The sequence below is a fragment of the Asaia siamensis genome, assembly GCF_014635085.1.
Classification (GTDB): Bacteria; Pseudomonadota; Alphaproteobacteria; order Acetobacterales; family Acetobacteraceae; genus Asaia; species Asaia siamensis.
The window spans coordinates 370,159-385,581 of the sequence record NZ_BMCH01000002.1 but is presented as its reverse complement, the minus strand read 5'-3'; the positions used below and the strand labels follow the sequence as shown (position 1 = coordinate 385,581).

Here is a 15,423-nt window from a genome sequence, read left to right as displayed (position 1 = left end):
TTGTTCTGGGGAACATATCATGATCATCTCCCCTTTGCACAAGGGGGACAAAGAAAAATGCCCCCTCTTTCGAGGGGGCATGAAACCGTGTCCTGATCAGTTATTGACGCTGCCAACCGACAAGCCGCCGCCGCGGGGGTCAGTGTCGCCATGACACGTGTCACCCTTGCAGAGCGAGGCATTCACACGCCCCTGGCCTTCATGCGGCACTTCCGTGCCCGATATGGCGGCGCGGGCTGCTGAAGCAAGGGCATCAGCGGCATCGTTCTGACCGGAGCTGGCCAAAGCTGCCACGAGGTTGCCCCGCCTCTGGACGATGGCGGCGGAGAGCAGCGGCGCAGGGTAGCGCCCCGGTGAAGCCGCGAGCAGCACACCCGTGCCGTCGGCCATGCGCCCGGTACCGAACAGGTTGTTGTTGGTCAGGGCACAGGCCACGGCGCCACCCTTGTTGTCGGTGGCCACAAACGAGGTCGAGGCCGGAAGCGCAGGAAGAGCGCCGGAGCGGCTGGAACCGGCATTGACCAGCGTCTGCGCTGCGCTCAGCAGGGCATCGCCACTCAGAGCGTGACGGTCTTCGCTACGCCATGTCGCGACTACACCCTGTGCCGAGGCGCCTGAGTGGAACGCAGCAGCAGCGCCGATTCCGCCATCGGCCGGAGGCGGCAGGAACGAGGCCGTATAGCCGTCCTGCTCCACCTGAAGGGCAGCAAGCTGCGCAGGCATGGCGGTACGCAACGACGCTGTGGATAGCCCTGCCCCAGCCTTGTTGGCGCCTTCGACGAAAATCGCACCGAGCGCACCGTTATAGAGATCGCCCACGCCAAGATTGGTCATGCGCTCAAGGAAGCTGGCGAGCTGCGGCTGTACCATCGCATCGCCGTTCTGAAGCGGCGTGCCGTCAGCGCGGCTGAATACGGTGTGAGCTGCGTCATCCGCAAAGAGCGGCGTCTGAACGGCTGCGATATCCTGCGCCAGAACGCGGCTGACCGTCGTGCCGCTGCGAGCCAGACGGACAGACGGGCCGAGCAGATCGGCAAATTCGACCGTGCCATAACGCAGCTGCATGGTGAACAGGCCACGCGGCGTCATCGGAATGGCGGCCTGACGCGTGGCCGGTACCGCCGGCGCTGCAGCCGGCAGGAAGACGAAGGCCTGAGGCGCCTCGCGCCCACGGCTCACAAGACAGGCGCCACCGCCGCCCAAAGAGGCACGCGAGGGCAGCGTGACGGCAAGCGCCATGCCGACCGCCGCAGCGGCATCGGCAGCATTGCCGCCATGCACCAGCACGTCGCGCCCGATCAGCGCCGCACGCGGCTCATCAGCCACAACGGTGCCGATATAACCGGTGACGATCGGCGTGGTCTTGCCGAACAGGTTATGACCGATATGCGCGACATCGCTGCACCCGGCCAGAAGCATTGCCGCAGTCAGGGCGCAGGCCGAGCGCAAACCCGCCTTGCGCGTGCTGCGCTCTGCGGGGCGACAGGGGGCGTTCGTCCGACGATGCGCCACGTGCGGTGTCTCCATGACCCGGCAAGCCTCTTCTCTTCTGTTCCGCGTGGCCTGTCTTCGCAGCCGAAGACGCAACCCTTCGGAAATTGGGTTCGTTAACGCATCTAACCGTGATCAGGACGATGGGCAACCTGCCAGACGTGTCCCTGTTTTGCGAAATCGTCTTCTCTGTCTTATGCAGAAGCTTCTCTTCTCCCGCCCAGCAGGATCGCTCTCATGACCCGCCCGACCCGCGCCCGGCTTGCCGGTGCCTTTCTCGCCCTCGGCCTGACCGCATCGGCCAGCGTTCCCGCCTTCGCCGACCCTGCGAGCAGCTTTACCCCGCAGCAGCGGGCAGAAATCGTCTCCATCCTGCATCAGGCGCTCAAGGACGATCCGACCATCCTGAGCGACGCCATCGTCGCCCTGCGTCAGGGTGCACAGCAAAAGGCAAGCGATGACGCCCTTTCCCATGTGAAATCCGACCGTGAGCGCCTGCAGAAAGGCCCGGATTACACGGTGCGTGGCAATCCGAATGGCGATCTGACGATTGTGGAATTTCTAGACCCGCGCTGTGGCTATTGCCGCAGCATGGTGCCGGTCGTGGATGCCCTGCTCAAGGCCGATCCGAAACTGCGCCTCGTCGAGAAGATCGTCCCGGTGTTGAGCGAGAAGAGCGTGCTCGACACCCAGGCCATTTTTGCTGCGGCCCTTCAGGGGGGCTATGAGAAGATGAAGCGCGCCCTGATGCAGGACACGGCACCGCCGACGCTCGACCGCATTCGTCAGCTCGCCACAGCCAACGGCATGAGTGCCGACAAGCTGGTCAGCGATATGCACGCCTCCAGCGTTGCCGCCCAGATCAACGAGAACCTAGCTGAAGCCCGGCTGATCGGCCTGGACGGCACGCCTACCTTTGTGTTCGGCACGAGTGCTATCATTCCCGGCGCCGTCTCGGCAGAGGAAATGCGCGCCCAGATCAAGAACGCGCGCGCTGCTCACTGACCCAGCTGGTCTCTGCCAGTACCCGGCAGAGACCAGGGCCCTGCACCCCGGTCACGATAGCGGGTTCCCAAAGGGCGACTGCCCTCTGGTGGGGCGCGGGGCAGCGCCCCGCTTCCTCCTCTTTACGGATGGCTCGCCTTGATGGCCGCTTCCAGCCGTTCGAGATTTTTGAGAATTTCCGGTGAAGGCGGCGGCGGCTCAGGGCTCAGGCTCTCGAGTTTCTCGATCAATGCCTCCATGACCACCATGCGCGAGAACCACTTCTTGTTGGACGGCACGACGAGCCAGGGCGCGTGTTCGCAGGCGGTAGCGCGGATCGCCTCCTGATAGGCTGCCTGATAATCGGGCCAGAACTTGCGCTCGGCCAGATCGCTCTCGTCGAACTTCCAGCGTTTATCCGGACGGTTCAGGCGGCGCAGCAGCCGCTCCTGCTGACAATCAGGCGACATGTGCAGCATGACCTTGAGGATATGAATGCCCTGACGAGAGAGATAGGCCTCGAAATTGGTGATATCCTCCAGGCGATGATCCCAGAACTCCTGTTTCTTGGGGTCACCCTTCATCCCGTTTGTGTTGAGCGTATCGGCATGCACACGCGCCACCAGCACATCTTCATAATGGCTGCGGTTGAATACACCCACCTGCCCACGACCTGGCACGGCCATATGCACGCGCCACAGATAGTCGTGGGAAAGCTCGATATCGCTCGGCTTCTTGAACGAGACGACCTTCGTACCCTGGGGGTTCATGCCGGTCATGACGTTGAGAATCAGGCTGTCCTTGCCCGCACCATCCATGCCCTGAAGCACCAGCAGAACCGAATGGCGGTGCTCGGCCGCAAGACGCTCCTGCAGCACACCGAGGCGCTGCCTGCGCTTATCGAGCCAGGTTTCGACCTCGTCCTTGTCGAAACCGCCATGGTCGTCCGGCTTGACGGAATCGAGCTGAAAGCTTTTTCCGTCAGTTACCATGTAACGCCCGGGGAGTTTACGGGCTACGCTCGCTGTGAGTTCAGTCACTTTTTCTATCCACTGCAAGACCACCGGCTGCCTGGCAGACAGGCATCATTTCGATGGCATTGATGTTCACATGCGGAGGCTGGCTCAGCAGCCATGAGACGGTCGAGGCGATATCCTCAGGCGTAAGCGGATCGGTGCCTTTATAGACATCCGCAGCCTTCTGGTTATCGCGCAGACGCACATTGCTGAACTCGCTGCCACCACACAGACCAGGTTCGATCGTGCTTGCCCGGATACGTGTTCCCAGCAGATCCGTACGCAGATTGCGCATGAACTGGCCGACGAAGGCCTTGGTGGCGCCGTAGACGTTACCCCCGACATAGGGATAGGTGCCAGCAACACTGCCAAGCGTAATGATGTATCCGTGGTTGCGTTCGATCATCTGGGGAAGAAACGCACGAGTAATCTCGACGACACCCGTCACATTCGTGTCAATCATGGTTCTCCAGTCCCTGAGATCGGCATCCTGGGCTTTTCCAACGCCCAGAGCGAGACCGGCATTGTTGATCAGCACATCGACCTGACGCCAGGCAGAGGGCAGACTTTCAGGGAGAGAGGCAATCTTCTGCTCGTCGGTAACATCCAGTTCCACAGGCAGGAACGCATCGCCAAGTTCGTGATGCAGCGCGTCGAGACGCTCCTTGCGGCGCCCCGTGCCGATCACCTTATGCCCCTCTTTTACGAGGCGCATTGCTATGGCCCGACCAAAACCGGCCGTCGCGCCAGTCACCAGAATTACCGCCATTGTCTCTTCCCTTCTCAGACTGCAGGTCATGCGCAGGACGCACCCGTTCAGACGGGTGACGCCGCCTATGGTTGCCGCAAGGACCAACTCTTGCAAAACCACAGGCGATGGCCGACATTTTCAGCCATGGCTTCTGATTTCACAAATTCCGCTGACAATCTGACAGGGCGCCTGCTTATTTCGAGCCCGACGCTTGGCGATTCGGAATTTGCCCGCAGCGTTGTTTATGTCTGCGCCCATTCCGCCACAGATGGCGCCATGGGCCTCATCATCAACAAGCGCGCGCCTCACCCGACGCTGGAAACCCTGCTCGAACAGCTTGAGATCACGCCCTCACCCCCACGTCGTCGCATCAATCTGTGCATGGGCGGGCCTGTGGAGCCAACACGCGGCTTTGTTCTGCATTCCGCCGACTGGCAGCGCGATGACAGCCTGCTGATCAATAACGAGAACTGCCTGACGGCAAGCCTCGATATCCTGCATGAAATCGCCAATGGCAAAGGCCCGCGTCAGGCGCTGCTGGCGCTCGGCCATGCGTCCTGGGAGCCTGGTCAGCTTGAGGACGAAATCATCCGCCAGAATGCCTGGCTCAACGCCCCCGCCTCGGATGAGCTGATCTTCGGGGCCAATCACATGGCAAAATGGCGCAAGGCCCTGGCAGCCATCAATATCGACCCGCTTCTATTGTCCAACCTTGTCGGACATGCCTGAGCATTTTTCGGGCAAGGGCGGCTGGGCATCGAGAATGCGGGCAGCATCGGCCTCATCGAGCGTATGACGGTAGAAATCACGATAGAAATCCCTGATCTGCCCTATCATGGCCGGTCGGTCGACCGCGCCGTTGCGTACGATCTGACGCGCCCAGACGATCTGCAGCAGTAATTCGGGGCTGTAGCGATCCCAGTTGAACACTCCAGCCGGATTGCGAAACACCTTGTGCTGCATCACAGCCGGGATCTGCAACCAGAGGGCATTACCCGCCAGCCGCTCCGGACTGCCTGAATCCGCCCCCATGATGATGATGTCAGGCGCCCAGCTCAGGATCTGCTCGAGCGAGACGGGGCGCTTGTTGCCGTGCAGACCCGTCGCCGCGTTCACGCCGCCCGCGTCGCGTATCCATTCATCGATGATGCTCTGATCGCCATCCACCGTCAGGGGCTCGAATGACGCGATATGCAGGATACGGGGTGTTCCGCTTTTCGGTGCGCGCTCGGCCAGAAGATGCGAGAGGGCCTGCCTGTAATGTCTGGCCTGGGCCTTTGCGACAGGCGTATCGAGAAGCGTGGCGCTCTGGTCGAGCGTGCTCAGCAAGCCTGCAAAATCGGTAAACCCGACTGCAACGGCATTCAGGCCGAGCTTTTGCAGCCCCTCGACGCTATGCGATTGTGTGGTGACAAAAGTCAGGTCGGGATGCAGCGCCAGAACCGCTTCGGCATTCAGAGTCATGCTGCTGAAAAACTGTGCCTGGCGTAGTTGGGGCGCGAGACAAACCATCCAGGGAAAGCGGCTGGGTGAAATTACCGTGCCGATAATCCGGTCAGAAGCCCCGAGCATGATCAGCGTTGCATTATGGGCGTACCACCCATCGACGATGCGCTCAGGCGCCGCCAGCGCTGCGGGTGCGCCAAGACCGAGACACAGCGATAAACCTGCCAGAATCCGTTTCACGATTTTTCGTCTCCCCCCATGAAAAAGCGCTGACCGTCATGATCGTGATGACGCAGCGAGACACCATAGAATGCAGCAAGCCTCGCAGAATCCATCACGGTTTCCGGCTGCCCCTCGGCCAGCACACGACCATGCTCCAGCAACACCACGTGAGACGCATGACGATAGACAAGATCGGGCTGATGCGCCGTCATGATGACCAGTCTTCCTTCCCGCGCCAGCTGCTCCAGAAGCGCCATGAGCCTGATCTGATGACCGTAATCGAGCCCGGATAGCGGCTCGTCGAGCACGAGAACCGGTGCGTCCTGCACCATCACACGCGCCAGCAGGACGCGCTGATATTCGCCCCCCGACAATGCTGTACAGGGCCTGTCACGCAGATCGGCCAGACCGAGCAACGCGAGGGCGGCCTCGACCCGAGACATATCCTGGTCCGAAAGCCCTCGCGTGAGGCTACCATAAGGCAGACGCCCCAGTCCGACGATCTGCGCCACGCTGTAGGGCGGCAGCACATCACGGTTTTGCGGCACATAGGCCATGAGCCGCGCGATCTGCTGGCGCGAGAGGCCAGACAGATCCTTTCCGTCGACCAGCACCCTGCCGGTTTCGGGGCGTGAAAGGCCCAGCATCAGACGCAGCAGAGTGGTCTTGCCAGCGCCGTTGGCGCCGAGAATGCTCACCAGCTCACCCTTGCGAAACGCAAGCGACAGATCGCGCAGGATAACCCTGCCTGAACGCGCGAAACCGACAGAGTCGAGCGACAAGAATGCCATCAGAGCCGCCCTTCCCGTCGGAGCTGACGCAGGACGAGAATGAATCCGAGGGCACCCAGCAGCTCTGTCATCATGCCCAGCGGGATTTCCGAAGGGGACAAACTGCGTGCCGCCGTATCAGCCAGGAGCAGGCAGCAAGCCCCGAGAAGGGCAGCGAAGGGCAGCAAGCGCCTGTGCTCTGGCCCGATCAGCAGACGGGCCATATGGGGCATGATCAAACCGACCCAGCCAATGATACCGGCCAGTGAGACGGTAAGCGCGCTCAACGCTGTTGCGACAGCCAGCATAGCGAGGCGCAACAGGCCGATAGGCAAGCCAAGGCTGCGGGCCTCGTCATCACTAAGACCAAAAACATCAAGCACCCGTCCGCTCGCCCAAAGCACGCCCATACCGAGCGAAAGCAGGGGCACCAGGACGACCAGCTGGGGCCAGTCGGTCTGGGCGAGGCTGCCGAGCAGCCAGTAGATGATGGTCGGCAACTGATCGAAAGGATCAGCCAGATATTTGAGCAGCGACAGCAAAGCCGTAAAAAGCGCGCTGCTGATCAGGCCGCCCAGCAGAAGAGGCAGGACTCCCTCCCTGCCCACAAGCCGCGCGACGATAAAGCCGAAGCCTACTGCACAGCATCCACCCAGAAAGGTCGAGATTTCGATTGTCAGGGCGCTGCCATGGGCGATGATCGCGCCAGCAGCACCAAACGCAGCGCCACTCAGCGCACCGAGCAGATCGGGTGACACGAGCGGATTACGGAATACCGACTGAAAGGCACTTCCCGACATGGAAAGCGCTGCCCCCACAAAAAGCGCTGCAATCATGCGTGGCAATCTTGCCTGAAGCAGCACCGCCCGGATTTCGGGAGCGCCCCGCCCTTCAAGGCTATGAAGCAGATCGACAGGGCTCAGGGCGTAGCGCCCGATGATCAGGCTCAGACCGAAACCCAGCGCGAGCACAAGAAGAGCAGCGGCAAAGCAGAGGCGACTGCGCATGAAAGCTTTTTCCCCCGACGCAGCATCTTTGCCTCGCGCCTGCTCGACCTGAACGACAATCCAGTTCAGCGATACGGATCATCTGCGCAATTGGCGAGAGTGAAACCACACCGAATGACATCGATCTGTCAGCAAACAGGGAAAAGGGGGTAATTAACTCGACCGGAATTCTGATCGCCTCACCCTAAAGCGAGAAAAAGATCAGATTTTCCGGGAGAAGCCCCCCAAAGGGGGAAATTATCTGGTCGGAGTGAGAGGATTCGAACCTCCGGCCCCTGCGTCCCGAACACAGTGCTCTACCAGGCTGAGCTACACTCCGAACCGATGGATGGGGCTATACTGCCAGTTGCGCGGCTCCGCAAGGGGGGGTGACTCTCAAAGTCGATGGGTTTCGGATTTTTCCTCGCGCTTTTTCTCGCGGCCCAGAACATCGAATGCCTCGGTAACACTTGAGACGACGGTGTACAGGCGGCGTGCAGACGGATCGGCCAGCCCCTGTTCGATAGACGCTTCGAGGGCCGCAATGACATGCACCGCCCAATTGGCGACATTGACGATCAGGATCGGCTTGTCATGCAGGGAAAGCTGACGCCAGGTCAGGATCTCCATGAGTTCATCGAATGTCCCGAGGCCACCGGGCAGGATCAGGAACGCATCTGCCTTGGCAAACATCAACCGTTTGCGCTCATGCATCGACTCGGTGACGATCAGATCGGTCACCCGATCATTCATTACCTCACGATCATGCAGAAAGGTCGGGATGATACCCGTCACCTCACCACCCGCCGAAAGCGCGGCTTCAGCAACCACCCCCATCAGACCAACCGCGCCGCCACCATAGACGAGGTGAATATGCCGCTCCGCAAGGCCTTTGCCCGTTGCGCGGGCAGCTTCGGCAAATTCTGGCCAGGCTCCATGGCGCGAGCCGCAGAAAACAGCGGCGGCAGCGATCGTCATCTCGAACTTATCCTTTGAACAATGGTGTCAGGCTTTGGCCACGCGACGCAGCCGGATCACCTGCACGATACCGAGAAATGTAATACATGCCGTGAAGATGAACAGAGCCATATAGCCCGATGCGTGAATCACGAGGCCAAGCAGCGGGCCGGAAATACCGACGGCAAGATCGAGGAATACCGAGAACGCCCCAAGCGCCGCACCACGGTTTTCTGCCCCTGCCCTGTCAACAGCCAGAACACCCAGCGCCGGAAAGACGAGAGAGAACCCTGCCCCCGTCACCGCAGCCCCCAAGGTCGCCGCCTCAGCCGAAGGGACAAAAGCCAATATCAGGAGCCCCAGCGTTTCGACCGCCAAAGAAATGAGGGCCACATTCGTGCCGCCGATACGACCGATCTGCCGGGCAAACACGAAGCGTACAATCACGAACACCATGCCGAACACAGCCAGTGCCTGAGCGGCGTCAGGCCAATGCTCGGCAGCGAAATAGAGCGCGAGACAGGACGAAATCGCACCAAACCCCACCGAACCCGCAGCCAGCGCGCAGCCATGCGGCAGCACGAGCTTGAAAACCTTCGCAAACGGCATGGCAGGCGCGTCATGTCTGATGGGCGCCACGGCAGGATAGGAAATTGCCAGAGCCGTCCCTACGGCGGGGAGAATGATGGACACAATGCCCAGCGTGACGAGACCGCCCCAACCGCCGCCCAGATGGGACATCTGCTCGCCGATGGTGGCACCAAGCGCGATGCCGCCATAGGAGGTAATCCCGTTCCACGAAATGACCTGGGCTGTGTTGGCCGCACCTGCGCGACGGATATTCCAGACGATCGCGGCGGTGGTCGCCCAGCTTTCTGCCCAACCAAGCACAAGACGGCTGACGAAAAGACAGACCAGGGAAAGGGGTATGAGAGAGGCAGTCAGCCCCGAGACAAGAAGGAGCAGACCCGAGCCTATTCCGAGCGCCAGCCCGGCCACTGCAACGGGTTTGGGCCCCTGTGTATCGATGCGTCGACCAGCAGAAGCACGCGAGGCAAATGTCGAAAAATACTGCAGCGAGACGGCAAACCCGGCGATCACAGTATTGCAATGCAGAACAGTGTGAACGAAGAGCGGAATGACGGCCATCGGAAGGCCGATCACGATATAAATGATCAGATTGAGCGAAACGACCGGCAGGATGCGTCCGATCGGAGAACGCGGCACCACATCCTGCCCCGCAGCCATCTCGATTTCCTTGATACGTTACTCGTTGTGAGACCTTGGGTTCTGCCAGCCCGGCTGCAGGCTGTCACCCCATTCGGACGCTTTTGCTCCCGTTTTTCCAGATCACGCTGCGCCCAATGCACAGATCAGAACCGAAAAGGCTGCACCAAGCCAGAGGGATGAGGAAGAAAACACCGTGAGCATGATGGCTGTTCCTGATGCAGGTTGAAGGTGTTTTTCCAACGCGACAGGACAAGAAAAAGCTCCGTCAGGACTCACCAAAAAGTGTCAGCTGCGCCTTTTTTTCGTCATTTTCTGTCGAAAGGCCTGACAACGTGACACCGATCAGCCTGATGGCACGCTCCAGTGGGAAAAATCCCTCAAGCAGACTTTCGGCCTGAGCGACTATTGCCGCCTCGTTCACGAACATGGTGGGGTTCGAGCGGGTACGCGTCGTGATTTGAAAATCGGCATATTTCAGTTTCAGCACCAGCGTACGACCGCTCAGCGACTGGGCCTGACATTGCCGCCAGAGCTTGGCACAAAGCGCCTGAACGACACGGCGTGCCTCTGGCAATGTCGAGAGATCCGACTCGAACGTGGTTTCCGTGCCGATCGATTTGCGTATCCGGTCAGACACGACGGGGCGATCATCGACCCCTCTGGCAATCGACGCGTAAAAAGCTGCCGCCTTGCCGAAATGACGGGCGAGGACGTCAAGCGGGATCGCACGCAGATCGGCACCTGTAAAAATACCCAGCCGGTTCATCTTCGCCCGTGTCGCAGGGCCGATGCCATGAAACTGCTCCACACGAAGCGAAGCAGCGAATTCCGGCCCCATTGCGGGAGTGATGACAAACTGCCCGTTCGGCTTGCGGTGGTCCGAGGCAAGCTTGGCCAGAAAACGATTATAGGAGATGCCTGCTGAGGCTGTCAGCCCCGTCTCTTCATGGATCTCGGCTCTTATCAACCGGGCAATATCCGTCGCCGAACCATGTTCCCGATAGCTGCCTGTTACGTCGAGATAGGCCTCATCGAGAGAGAGCGGCTGTATCAGATCGGTGTAGCGGGCAAAGATTTCATGAATTTGCCGCGAGACTGCCCGATAGACATCAAAACGCGGCGGCACAAACACCAGATCGGGACACTGGCGCAGGGCGGTGCGTGAGGGCATGGCCGAGCGCACTCCGAATTTACGCGCCTCATAGCTGGCCGCTGCGACGACGCCACGCCCCTCGCCGCGCCCTACCGCAACCGGGCGGCCAAGCAGTTCAGGCGCGTCGCGCTGCTCTACCGATGCATAAAAAGCATCCATGTCGATATGGATGATGCGACGCGTTATTCCTGTCTCGGTGGTCTCGACCATGAGACCTTTATGCCATCAGGGGCAGGAACAAAACAAGATCATTGACCGCCTGAACGAGATCAGGCGAGCGCGTTCCAAAGCAACCCCGGAACGAGACGCGAAATCTCGGCACGCACGGAAGGCGTGACGGAATAAAGCACGCGCAGGAACTCATTGTTGCTCGGCAGAACAGAGGCGTGCCTGATCCAGTTGATGATATCGCTGACTGTGGTCTCGCGACCCGGCACGAAGGGCGGCGGCGAAGCGTATGTCTCCGGACCGGAAACATTGACGGCTTCAAGCGTAAGATACTCCCACTCATTCGCTTGATGTCGATTGGCTTCCGCAATGCCGACGCCGGATTCCGGGGGAAGCAATGCAAGATAGAGATTCTGCATCGGACTCAGCAGCGCAATCCTGTCATCACTCTGGGATCTGACTTCGAAAATGATCGTTTTCATCAGTCGGGGATCAGCAGAGAATTTGATGAATGTGTCGATATTTCCTGGTGCAAAGAGCGTGATCAGTTTAGGCGTCACCGGATTGATACAGCCCAGAACCTCTTCGAAACCCTGCTCTATCGCATAACTCTCATCAGCATGAACGACCTGTCCGGTACCGGGCGCGTAGTAAAGATAGGTGTTGAAATAGCTGCGAATACGGAAACTGGAGGGCACGATATTTTCATCGGCACTCATCGCGGCTGAGGCGCCTGTCTGCCCCCGATCATCCATAACAATCGCAGATTTGAGACGCAGAATGGCGCTTGTAATCATCTGCTCATAGATCGGGGCCAGATAACGATCCATACGGAACAGTAATTTTAGCGGCTCAAGGTCGGTTTCATCATTCCGGTTGAAATGATCCCAATAACCCACCGAGTCTGAGAGATCTACATTCAGGCGGCGCTTGATGCGCTGGATGTAATGCTCCATGCTGCGGCAGATATAATGCATGATAAAGGCGTGAGACCATTCGATCTCTTGCACTGCATTGGCATTCTGGACATATCGCCCGCTCGGTCGGACATAACGCTCCGTGGCCACATCGAACCAATGGGGGTTGATATATTCAATGCCCATCTTTTCGGGGCGAACAAAGCTTTTGACCAGAACATTGTCGTTCAGGGACTTATTCGAATGCTGGGTAAAAGCTTCCACCGTCGTCATCTTAGGCCTGACGACGCGGTTGGAGCTTCCCTGAATACGCCATGAGAACGCAATGGCATCAGCGTGTTTGAAGCCACGGAGAAATTCGGGAAGATTATCGAAATGACGGAGATAGACATATTCGTCTCCATCAAGGAAGCCGATCCAATCGAACTGGTGCCTGCTTTCCGCTGCAGCCGCCATGAACGAGTCGCGTTGACGCTGGTAGAAATCAGGCTGGCCAATCGGATCAGTTCTCTTGAGACGGATATCGTAGATCTTGGCCGCAGCCTGCAATATTTCCCACGTTCCGTCCGATGAATGATCATCATAGATCAGGAATGTCTTGACTCCGAGAGCGGCGTGCCAGGCAAGCCATCCTGCAATGTCGGAAAACTCATTCTTCACGAATAGCGCGACGGCAACGCTGGGAAGATTTTCGGCCATAAGAAAACTCGCTCATTCGAAGGAAGACGCGAGGACTATCGCATATATTGTTTCGGCAATCCAGAGAGCGCACGTTATTCAAACTTTATCTGCAAGCAGTTCGTAACAGAACAGAATAGTGTTCGCCGTATATTTCAATCAAAAGAAATAATCACTGTGACAGAAAGGGTATAAGCAACGCTTCGTAACCTAGGGCCATCCCGTTTCCATGCTTCCTAATACGAGGCAGCATAACAATGCGCTGCCCCGTCTCAATCAGCGCCGGCCGATCACTTCTTCGGAAGCGCCTCACGCACCAAGGTTTCGAGCAAGGCAACAGCGTCGCCGCTGTCGTTCAGGCAGGGTACAAGAGTCAGTTCCTCGCCGCCTGCCTCAATGAACTCCTCTCGCAGTTCATTACCGATTTCATCGAGCGTCTCGATACAGTCACTGATGAAGCCCGGCATGATAACTGCAATACGGGTGATGCCCTGCTCGGGCAGCGCCGACACGAACGGCGCCGTATAGGGCTGAACCCATTCCATCGGTCCGAAACGCGATTGATAGGTGATGGGCATCTGCTCTTCGCTGAGACCGAGTGCGGTGCGCAATGCGCTCAGTGTCCTCTCGCAGTCATCAGGGTAATAATCCCCCTTTTCCACGCAGAGCTTCGGTAGCCCATGGAACGAGGCGACGAGCCGCTGCGGCTTCCAGGAAAGTGACGCCAGATGATCGCGCACGCTTTTCTCGAGGGCCGCGATGTACGCGGGGTGATCGGGGAACGCCGGCAGGGTCTGTACCGCGGGCTGGCGACGAAGCGTCATCAGATAGCGGAAAAGCTGATCATTCGCCGTGGCCGTCGTGGTAGCGCTGTATTGCGGATAAAGCGGGAGAAAGACCAGCCGGTCACATCCCTGATCCATCAGCTCTTCGACTGCATCGGCAATGGAAGGTTTGCCATAACGCATGCCCCAGGCAACCGGGAACTCGCCTTCGAAACGGGCAGCAAGCTTTTCCGCCTGAGAACGCGTATAGACCCTAAGCGGGCTTGCGTCTTCCTCGCGGTTCCAGATGCGCCCATAGGCCTCGCCGCTTTTCGACGGGCGGGTTGTCAGGATCACGCCTTGCAGGATCGGCTGCCAGATCGCAGGCGGTGCCTCGATAACCCGGCGATCGGAAAGGAATTCGCCCAGATAGCGACGAACCGAGAAATAATCCGTGCCATCAGGGGTGCCAAGATTGGCGATCAGGACGCCTGTCTTGCCACCAGCCGGAACCGGATGCGTGGGGATGTTGCTCTTGAACGCCATGTCTCTCAATCAAATCATCAAAGTGCAGAGAGACAAAAACAGCTCAGCGCGAGTTCGGTTTCCGTTTGATGCGCACCGGAACCAGTTTCGGCGTGGGAGCAAGGCGCAGGGCGCCAAGAGCGACGAGGGCAAACAGGCCGGCGGCGATCGTGTCGATAACGGGCATTGTCATCTCCGTTCAGGCCATTGCGGCACAACCCCGCATCCACCCTTGAGGAGAGTTTGGCATCACGCGTTGTGCGCGCAATGCCAAACTTACATGAATGACAAAAATGTAATGGTTTGGGGCTGAATCAGCCCTTCTGCTTGATCAGATCGAGCGCGATCAGCGCTTCGGCGATCTGAACGGCGTTGAGGGCCGCCCCCTTGCGCAGATTGTCAGAGACGCACCACAGCGCGAGTCCGTTCTCCACCGTGTCATCAATCCGCAGGCGGGATACATAGGTCGCATCCTCGCCGACGCATTCGATCGGCGTGACGTAACCGCCATCATCGCGCTCATCGCGCAGGATAACGCCATCCGCCTCACGCAGCGCCTCGCGCGCACGTGCCAGATCGACAGGCTCTTCGCATTCGATATTGATGGCTTCGGAATGCCCGATGAAGACCGGCACGCGCACGCAGGTCGCTGCCACCTTGATATCGGGGTCGAGAATCTTGCGTGTCTCGACCGCCATCTTCCACTCTTCCTTGGTGGAGCCATCCTGCATGAAGCTGTCGATATGCGGAATGACGTTGAAGGCGATCTGCTTGGTGAACTGGGCGATGGTCGGCGGATCGCCCACAAAGCTGCCCTTGCACTGGGCAAACAGCTCATCCATCCCGTCCTTGCCCGCGCCGGAAACGGCCTGATAGGTCGAGACAACGATACGCTTGATCGTGAACAGATCATGCAGCGGCTTGAGAGCCACCACCATCTGCGCGGTCGAGCAGTTCGGGTTGGCAATGATGTTGCGCTTCATCTTTTTCAGCGCATTGGCATTCACTTCCGGCACCACCAGCGGCACATCCGGATCCATGCGGAAATGCGAGGTGTTGTCGATCACGATGCATCCCGCCGCAGCGGCACGCGGGGCGTGAACGGCAGAGATCGAGGCGCCGGGAGAGAAAAGCGCGATATCCCAGCCTGTGAAGTCGAAGCTCTCAAGGTTCTGGATTTTCAGGACCTTCTTGTCGCCAAAGGACACATCCTGACCCGTGGAACGGGCCGAGGCGAGTGCCGCGACCTCGGATACAGGAAAATCTCTTTCGGCAAGAATGCGCAGGAGTTCACGACCTACAGCACCGGTCGCACCAACGACCGCAACGCGGTATCCCATTATCACATTACCTCAGTCAGAATTC

The 15,423-nt window shown here is 59.1% G+C and carries 15 protein-coding genes and 1 tRNA gene; 2 read left to right on the top strand and 14 right to left on the bottom strand.

The window, feature by feature from the left end:
* Positions 1-96: 96 nt before the first annotated feature.
* On the bottom strand, positions 97-1,527 hold the full coding sequence (locus IEV53_RS05260; RefSeq protein ID WP_188425730.1) for a gamma-glutamyltransferase: 1,431 nt from the start codon (positions 1,525-1,527) through the stop codon (positions 97-99).
* A 201-nt stretch (positions 1,528-1,728) separates the two neighbouring features.
* Here IEV53_RS05260 and IEV53_RS05255 point away from each other — a divergent pair, with 201 nt between their 5' ends.
* On the top strand, positions 1,729-2,496 hold the full coding sequence (locus IEV53_RS05255; RefSeq protein ID WP_188425729.1) for a DsbA family protein: 768 nt from the start codon (positions 1,729-1,731) through the stop codon (positions 2,494-2,496).
* A 122-nt stretch (positions 2,497-2,618) separates the two neighbouring features.
* On the opposite strand, the gene IEV53_RS05250 is transcribed toward IEV53_RS05255, so the two are convergent.
* Both IEV53_RS05250 and IEV53_RS05245 read right to left on the bottom strand, forming a co-directional pair.
* Positions 2,619-3,515 (bottom strand): PPK2 family polyphosphate kinase, encoded by an 897-nt coding sequence (locus IEV53_RS05250; protein ID WP_229719620.1) that lies wholly within the window; start codon positions 3,513-3,515, stop codon positions 2,619-2,621.
* The gene (locus tag IEV53_RS05245) at positions 3,508-4,260 is read right to left on the bottom strand and encodes an SDR family NAD(P)-dependent oxidoreductase (protein ID WP_188425728.1); all 753 of its coding nucleotides are present in this window, start codon (positions 4,258-4,260) and stop codon (positions 3,508-3,510) included. Before IEV53_RS05245 ends, IEV53_RS05250 begins: the two co-directional genes overlap by 8 nt.
* A 126-nt stretch (positions 4,261-4,386) precedes the next feature.
* Between IEV53_RS05245 and IEV53_RS05240 the strand changes: the two genes are divergently transcribed.
* A complete protein-coding gene (locus tag IEV53_RS05240; RefSeq protein WP_188425727.1) occupies positions 4,387-4,971 on the top strand; it encodes a YqgE/AlgH family protein in 585 nt (194 codons plus the stop codon).
* Here IEV53_RS05240 and IEV53_RS05235 read toward each other — a convergent pair.
* The 11 genes from IEV53_RS05235 to IEV53_RS05190 form a co-directional block, all read right to left on the bottom strand.
* Positions 4,942-5,928, bottom strand: coding sequence for an ABC transporter substrate-binding protein (locus IEV53_RS05235; RefSeq protein WP_229719618.1), 987 nt, complete (start codon positions 5,926-5,928; stop codon positions 4,942-4,944). The genes IEV53_RS05240 and IEV53_RS05235 overlap by 30 nt on opposite strands.
* A complete protein-coding gene (locus tag IEV53_RS05230; protein ID WP_188425726.1) occupies positions 5,925-6,701 on the bottom strand; it encodes an ABC transporter ATP-binding protein in 777 nt (258 codons plus the stop codon). Before IEV53_RS05230 ends, IEV53_RS05235 begins: the two co-directional genes overlap by 4 nt.
* Positions 6,701-7,687 carry a FecCD family ABC transporter permease gene (locus tag IEV53_RS05225; RefSeq protein WP_188425725.1) on the bottom strand — a complete coding sequence of 329 codons (987 nt, stop codon included), beginning with the start codon at positions 7,685-7,687 and terminating at the stop codon, positions 6,701-6,703. Before IEV53_RS05225 ends, IEV53_RS05230 begins: the two co-directional genes overlap by 1 nt.
* Positions 7,688-7,929: 242 nt before the next feature.
* Positions 7,930-8,006: transfer RNA gene (locus IEV53_RS05220), tRNA-Pro, on the bottom strand.
* Between the two features lie 56 nt (positions 8,007-8,062).
* Complete coding sequence (locus IEV53_RS05215) at positions 8,063-8,644, bottom strand: LOG family protein (protein WP_188425724.1); 582 nt, start codon at positions 8,642-8,644, stop codon at positions 8,063-8,065.
* A gap of 27 nt (positions 8,645-8,671) precedes the next feature.
* Positions 8,672-9,871, bottom strand: a complete 1,200-nt coding sequence (locus IEV53_RS05210) for an MFS transporter (RefSeq protein ID WP_188425723.1) — start codon at positions 9,869-9,871, stop codon at positions 8,672-8,674.
* 247 nt (positions 9,872-10,118) lie between these two features.
* Positions 10,119-11,216 carry a DNA polymerase IV gene (gene dinB / locus IEV53_RS05205; protein ID WP_188425722.1) on the bottom strand — a complete coding sequence of 366 codons (1,098 nt, stop codon included), beginning with the start codon at positions 11,214-11,216 and terminating at the stop codon, positions 10,119-10,121.
* A gap of 59 nt (positions 11,217-11,275) precedes the next feature.
* Positions 11,276-12,790: a glycosyltransferase family 2 protein gene (locus IEV53_RS05200; protein WP_188425721.1), complete on the bottom strand. Its 1,515-nt coding sequence runs from the start codon at positions 12,788-12,790 to the stop codon at positions 11,276-11,278.
* Positions 12,791-13,059: 269 nt separating this feature from the next.
* Positions 13,060-14,079: a ferrochelatase gene (hemH, locus tag IEV53_RS05195; protein WP_188425720.1), complete on the bottom strand. Its 1,020-nt coding sequence runs from the start codon at positions 14,077-14,079 to the stop codon at positions 13,060-13,062.
* Between the two features lie 43 nt (positions 14,080-14,122).
* On the bottom strand, positions 14,123-14,245 hold the full coding sequence (locus tag IEV53_RS14895; protein ID WP_264784161.1) for a hypothetical protein: 123 nt from the start codon (positions 14,243-14,245) through the stop codon (positions 14,123-14,125).
* A 127-nt stretch (positions 14,246-14,372) separates the two neighbouring features.
* The gene (locus tag IEV53_RS05190; protein ID WP_188425719.1) at positions 14,373-15,398 is read right to left on the bottom strand and encodes an aspartate-semialdehyde dehydrogenase; all 1,026 of its coding nucleotides are present in this window, start codon (positions 15,396-15,398) and stop codon (positions 14,373-14,375) included.
* Positions 15,399-15,423: the final 25 nt, after the last annotated feature.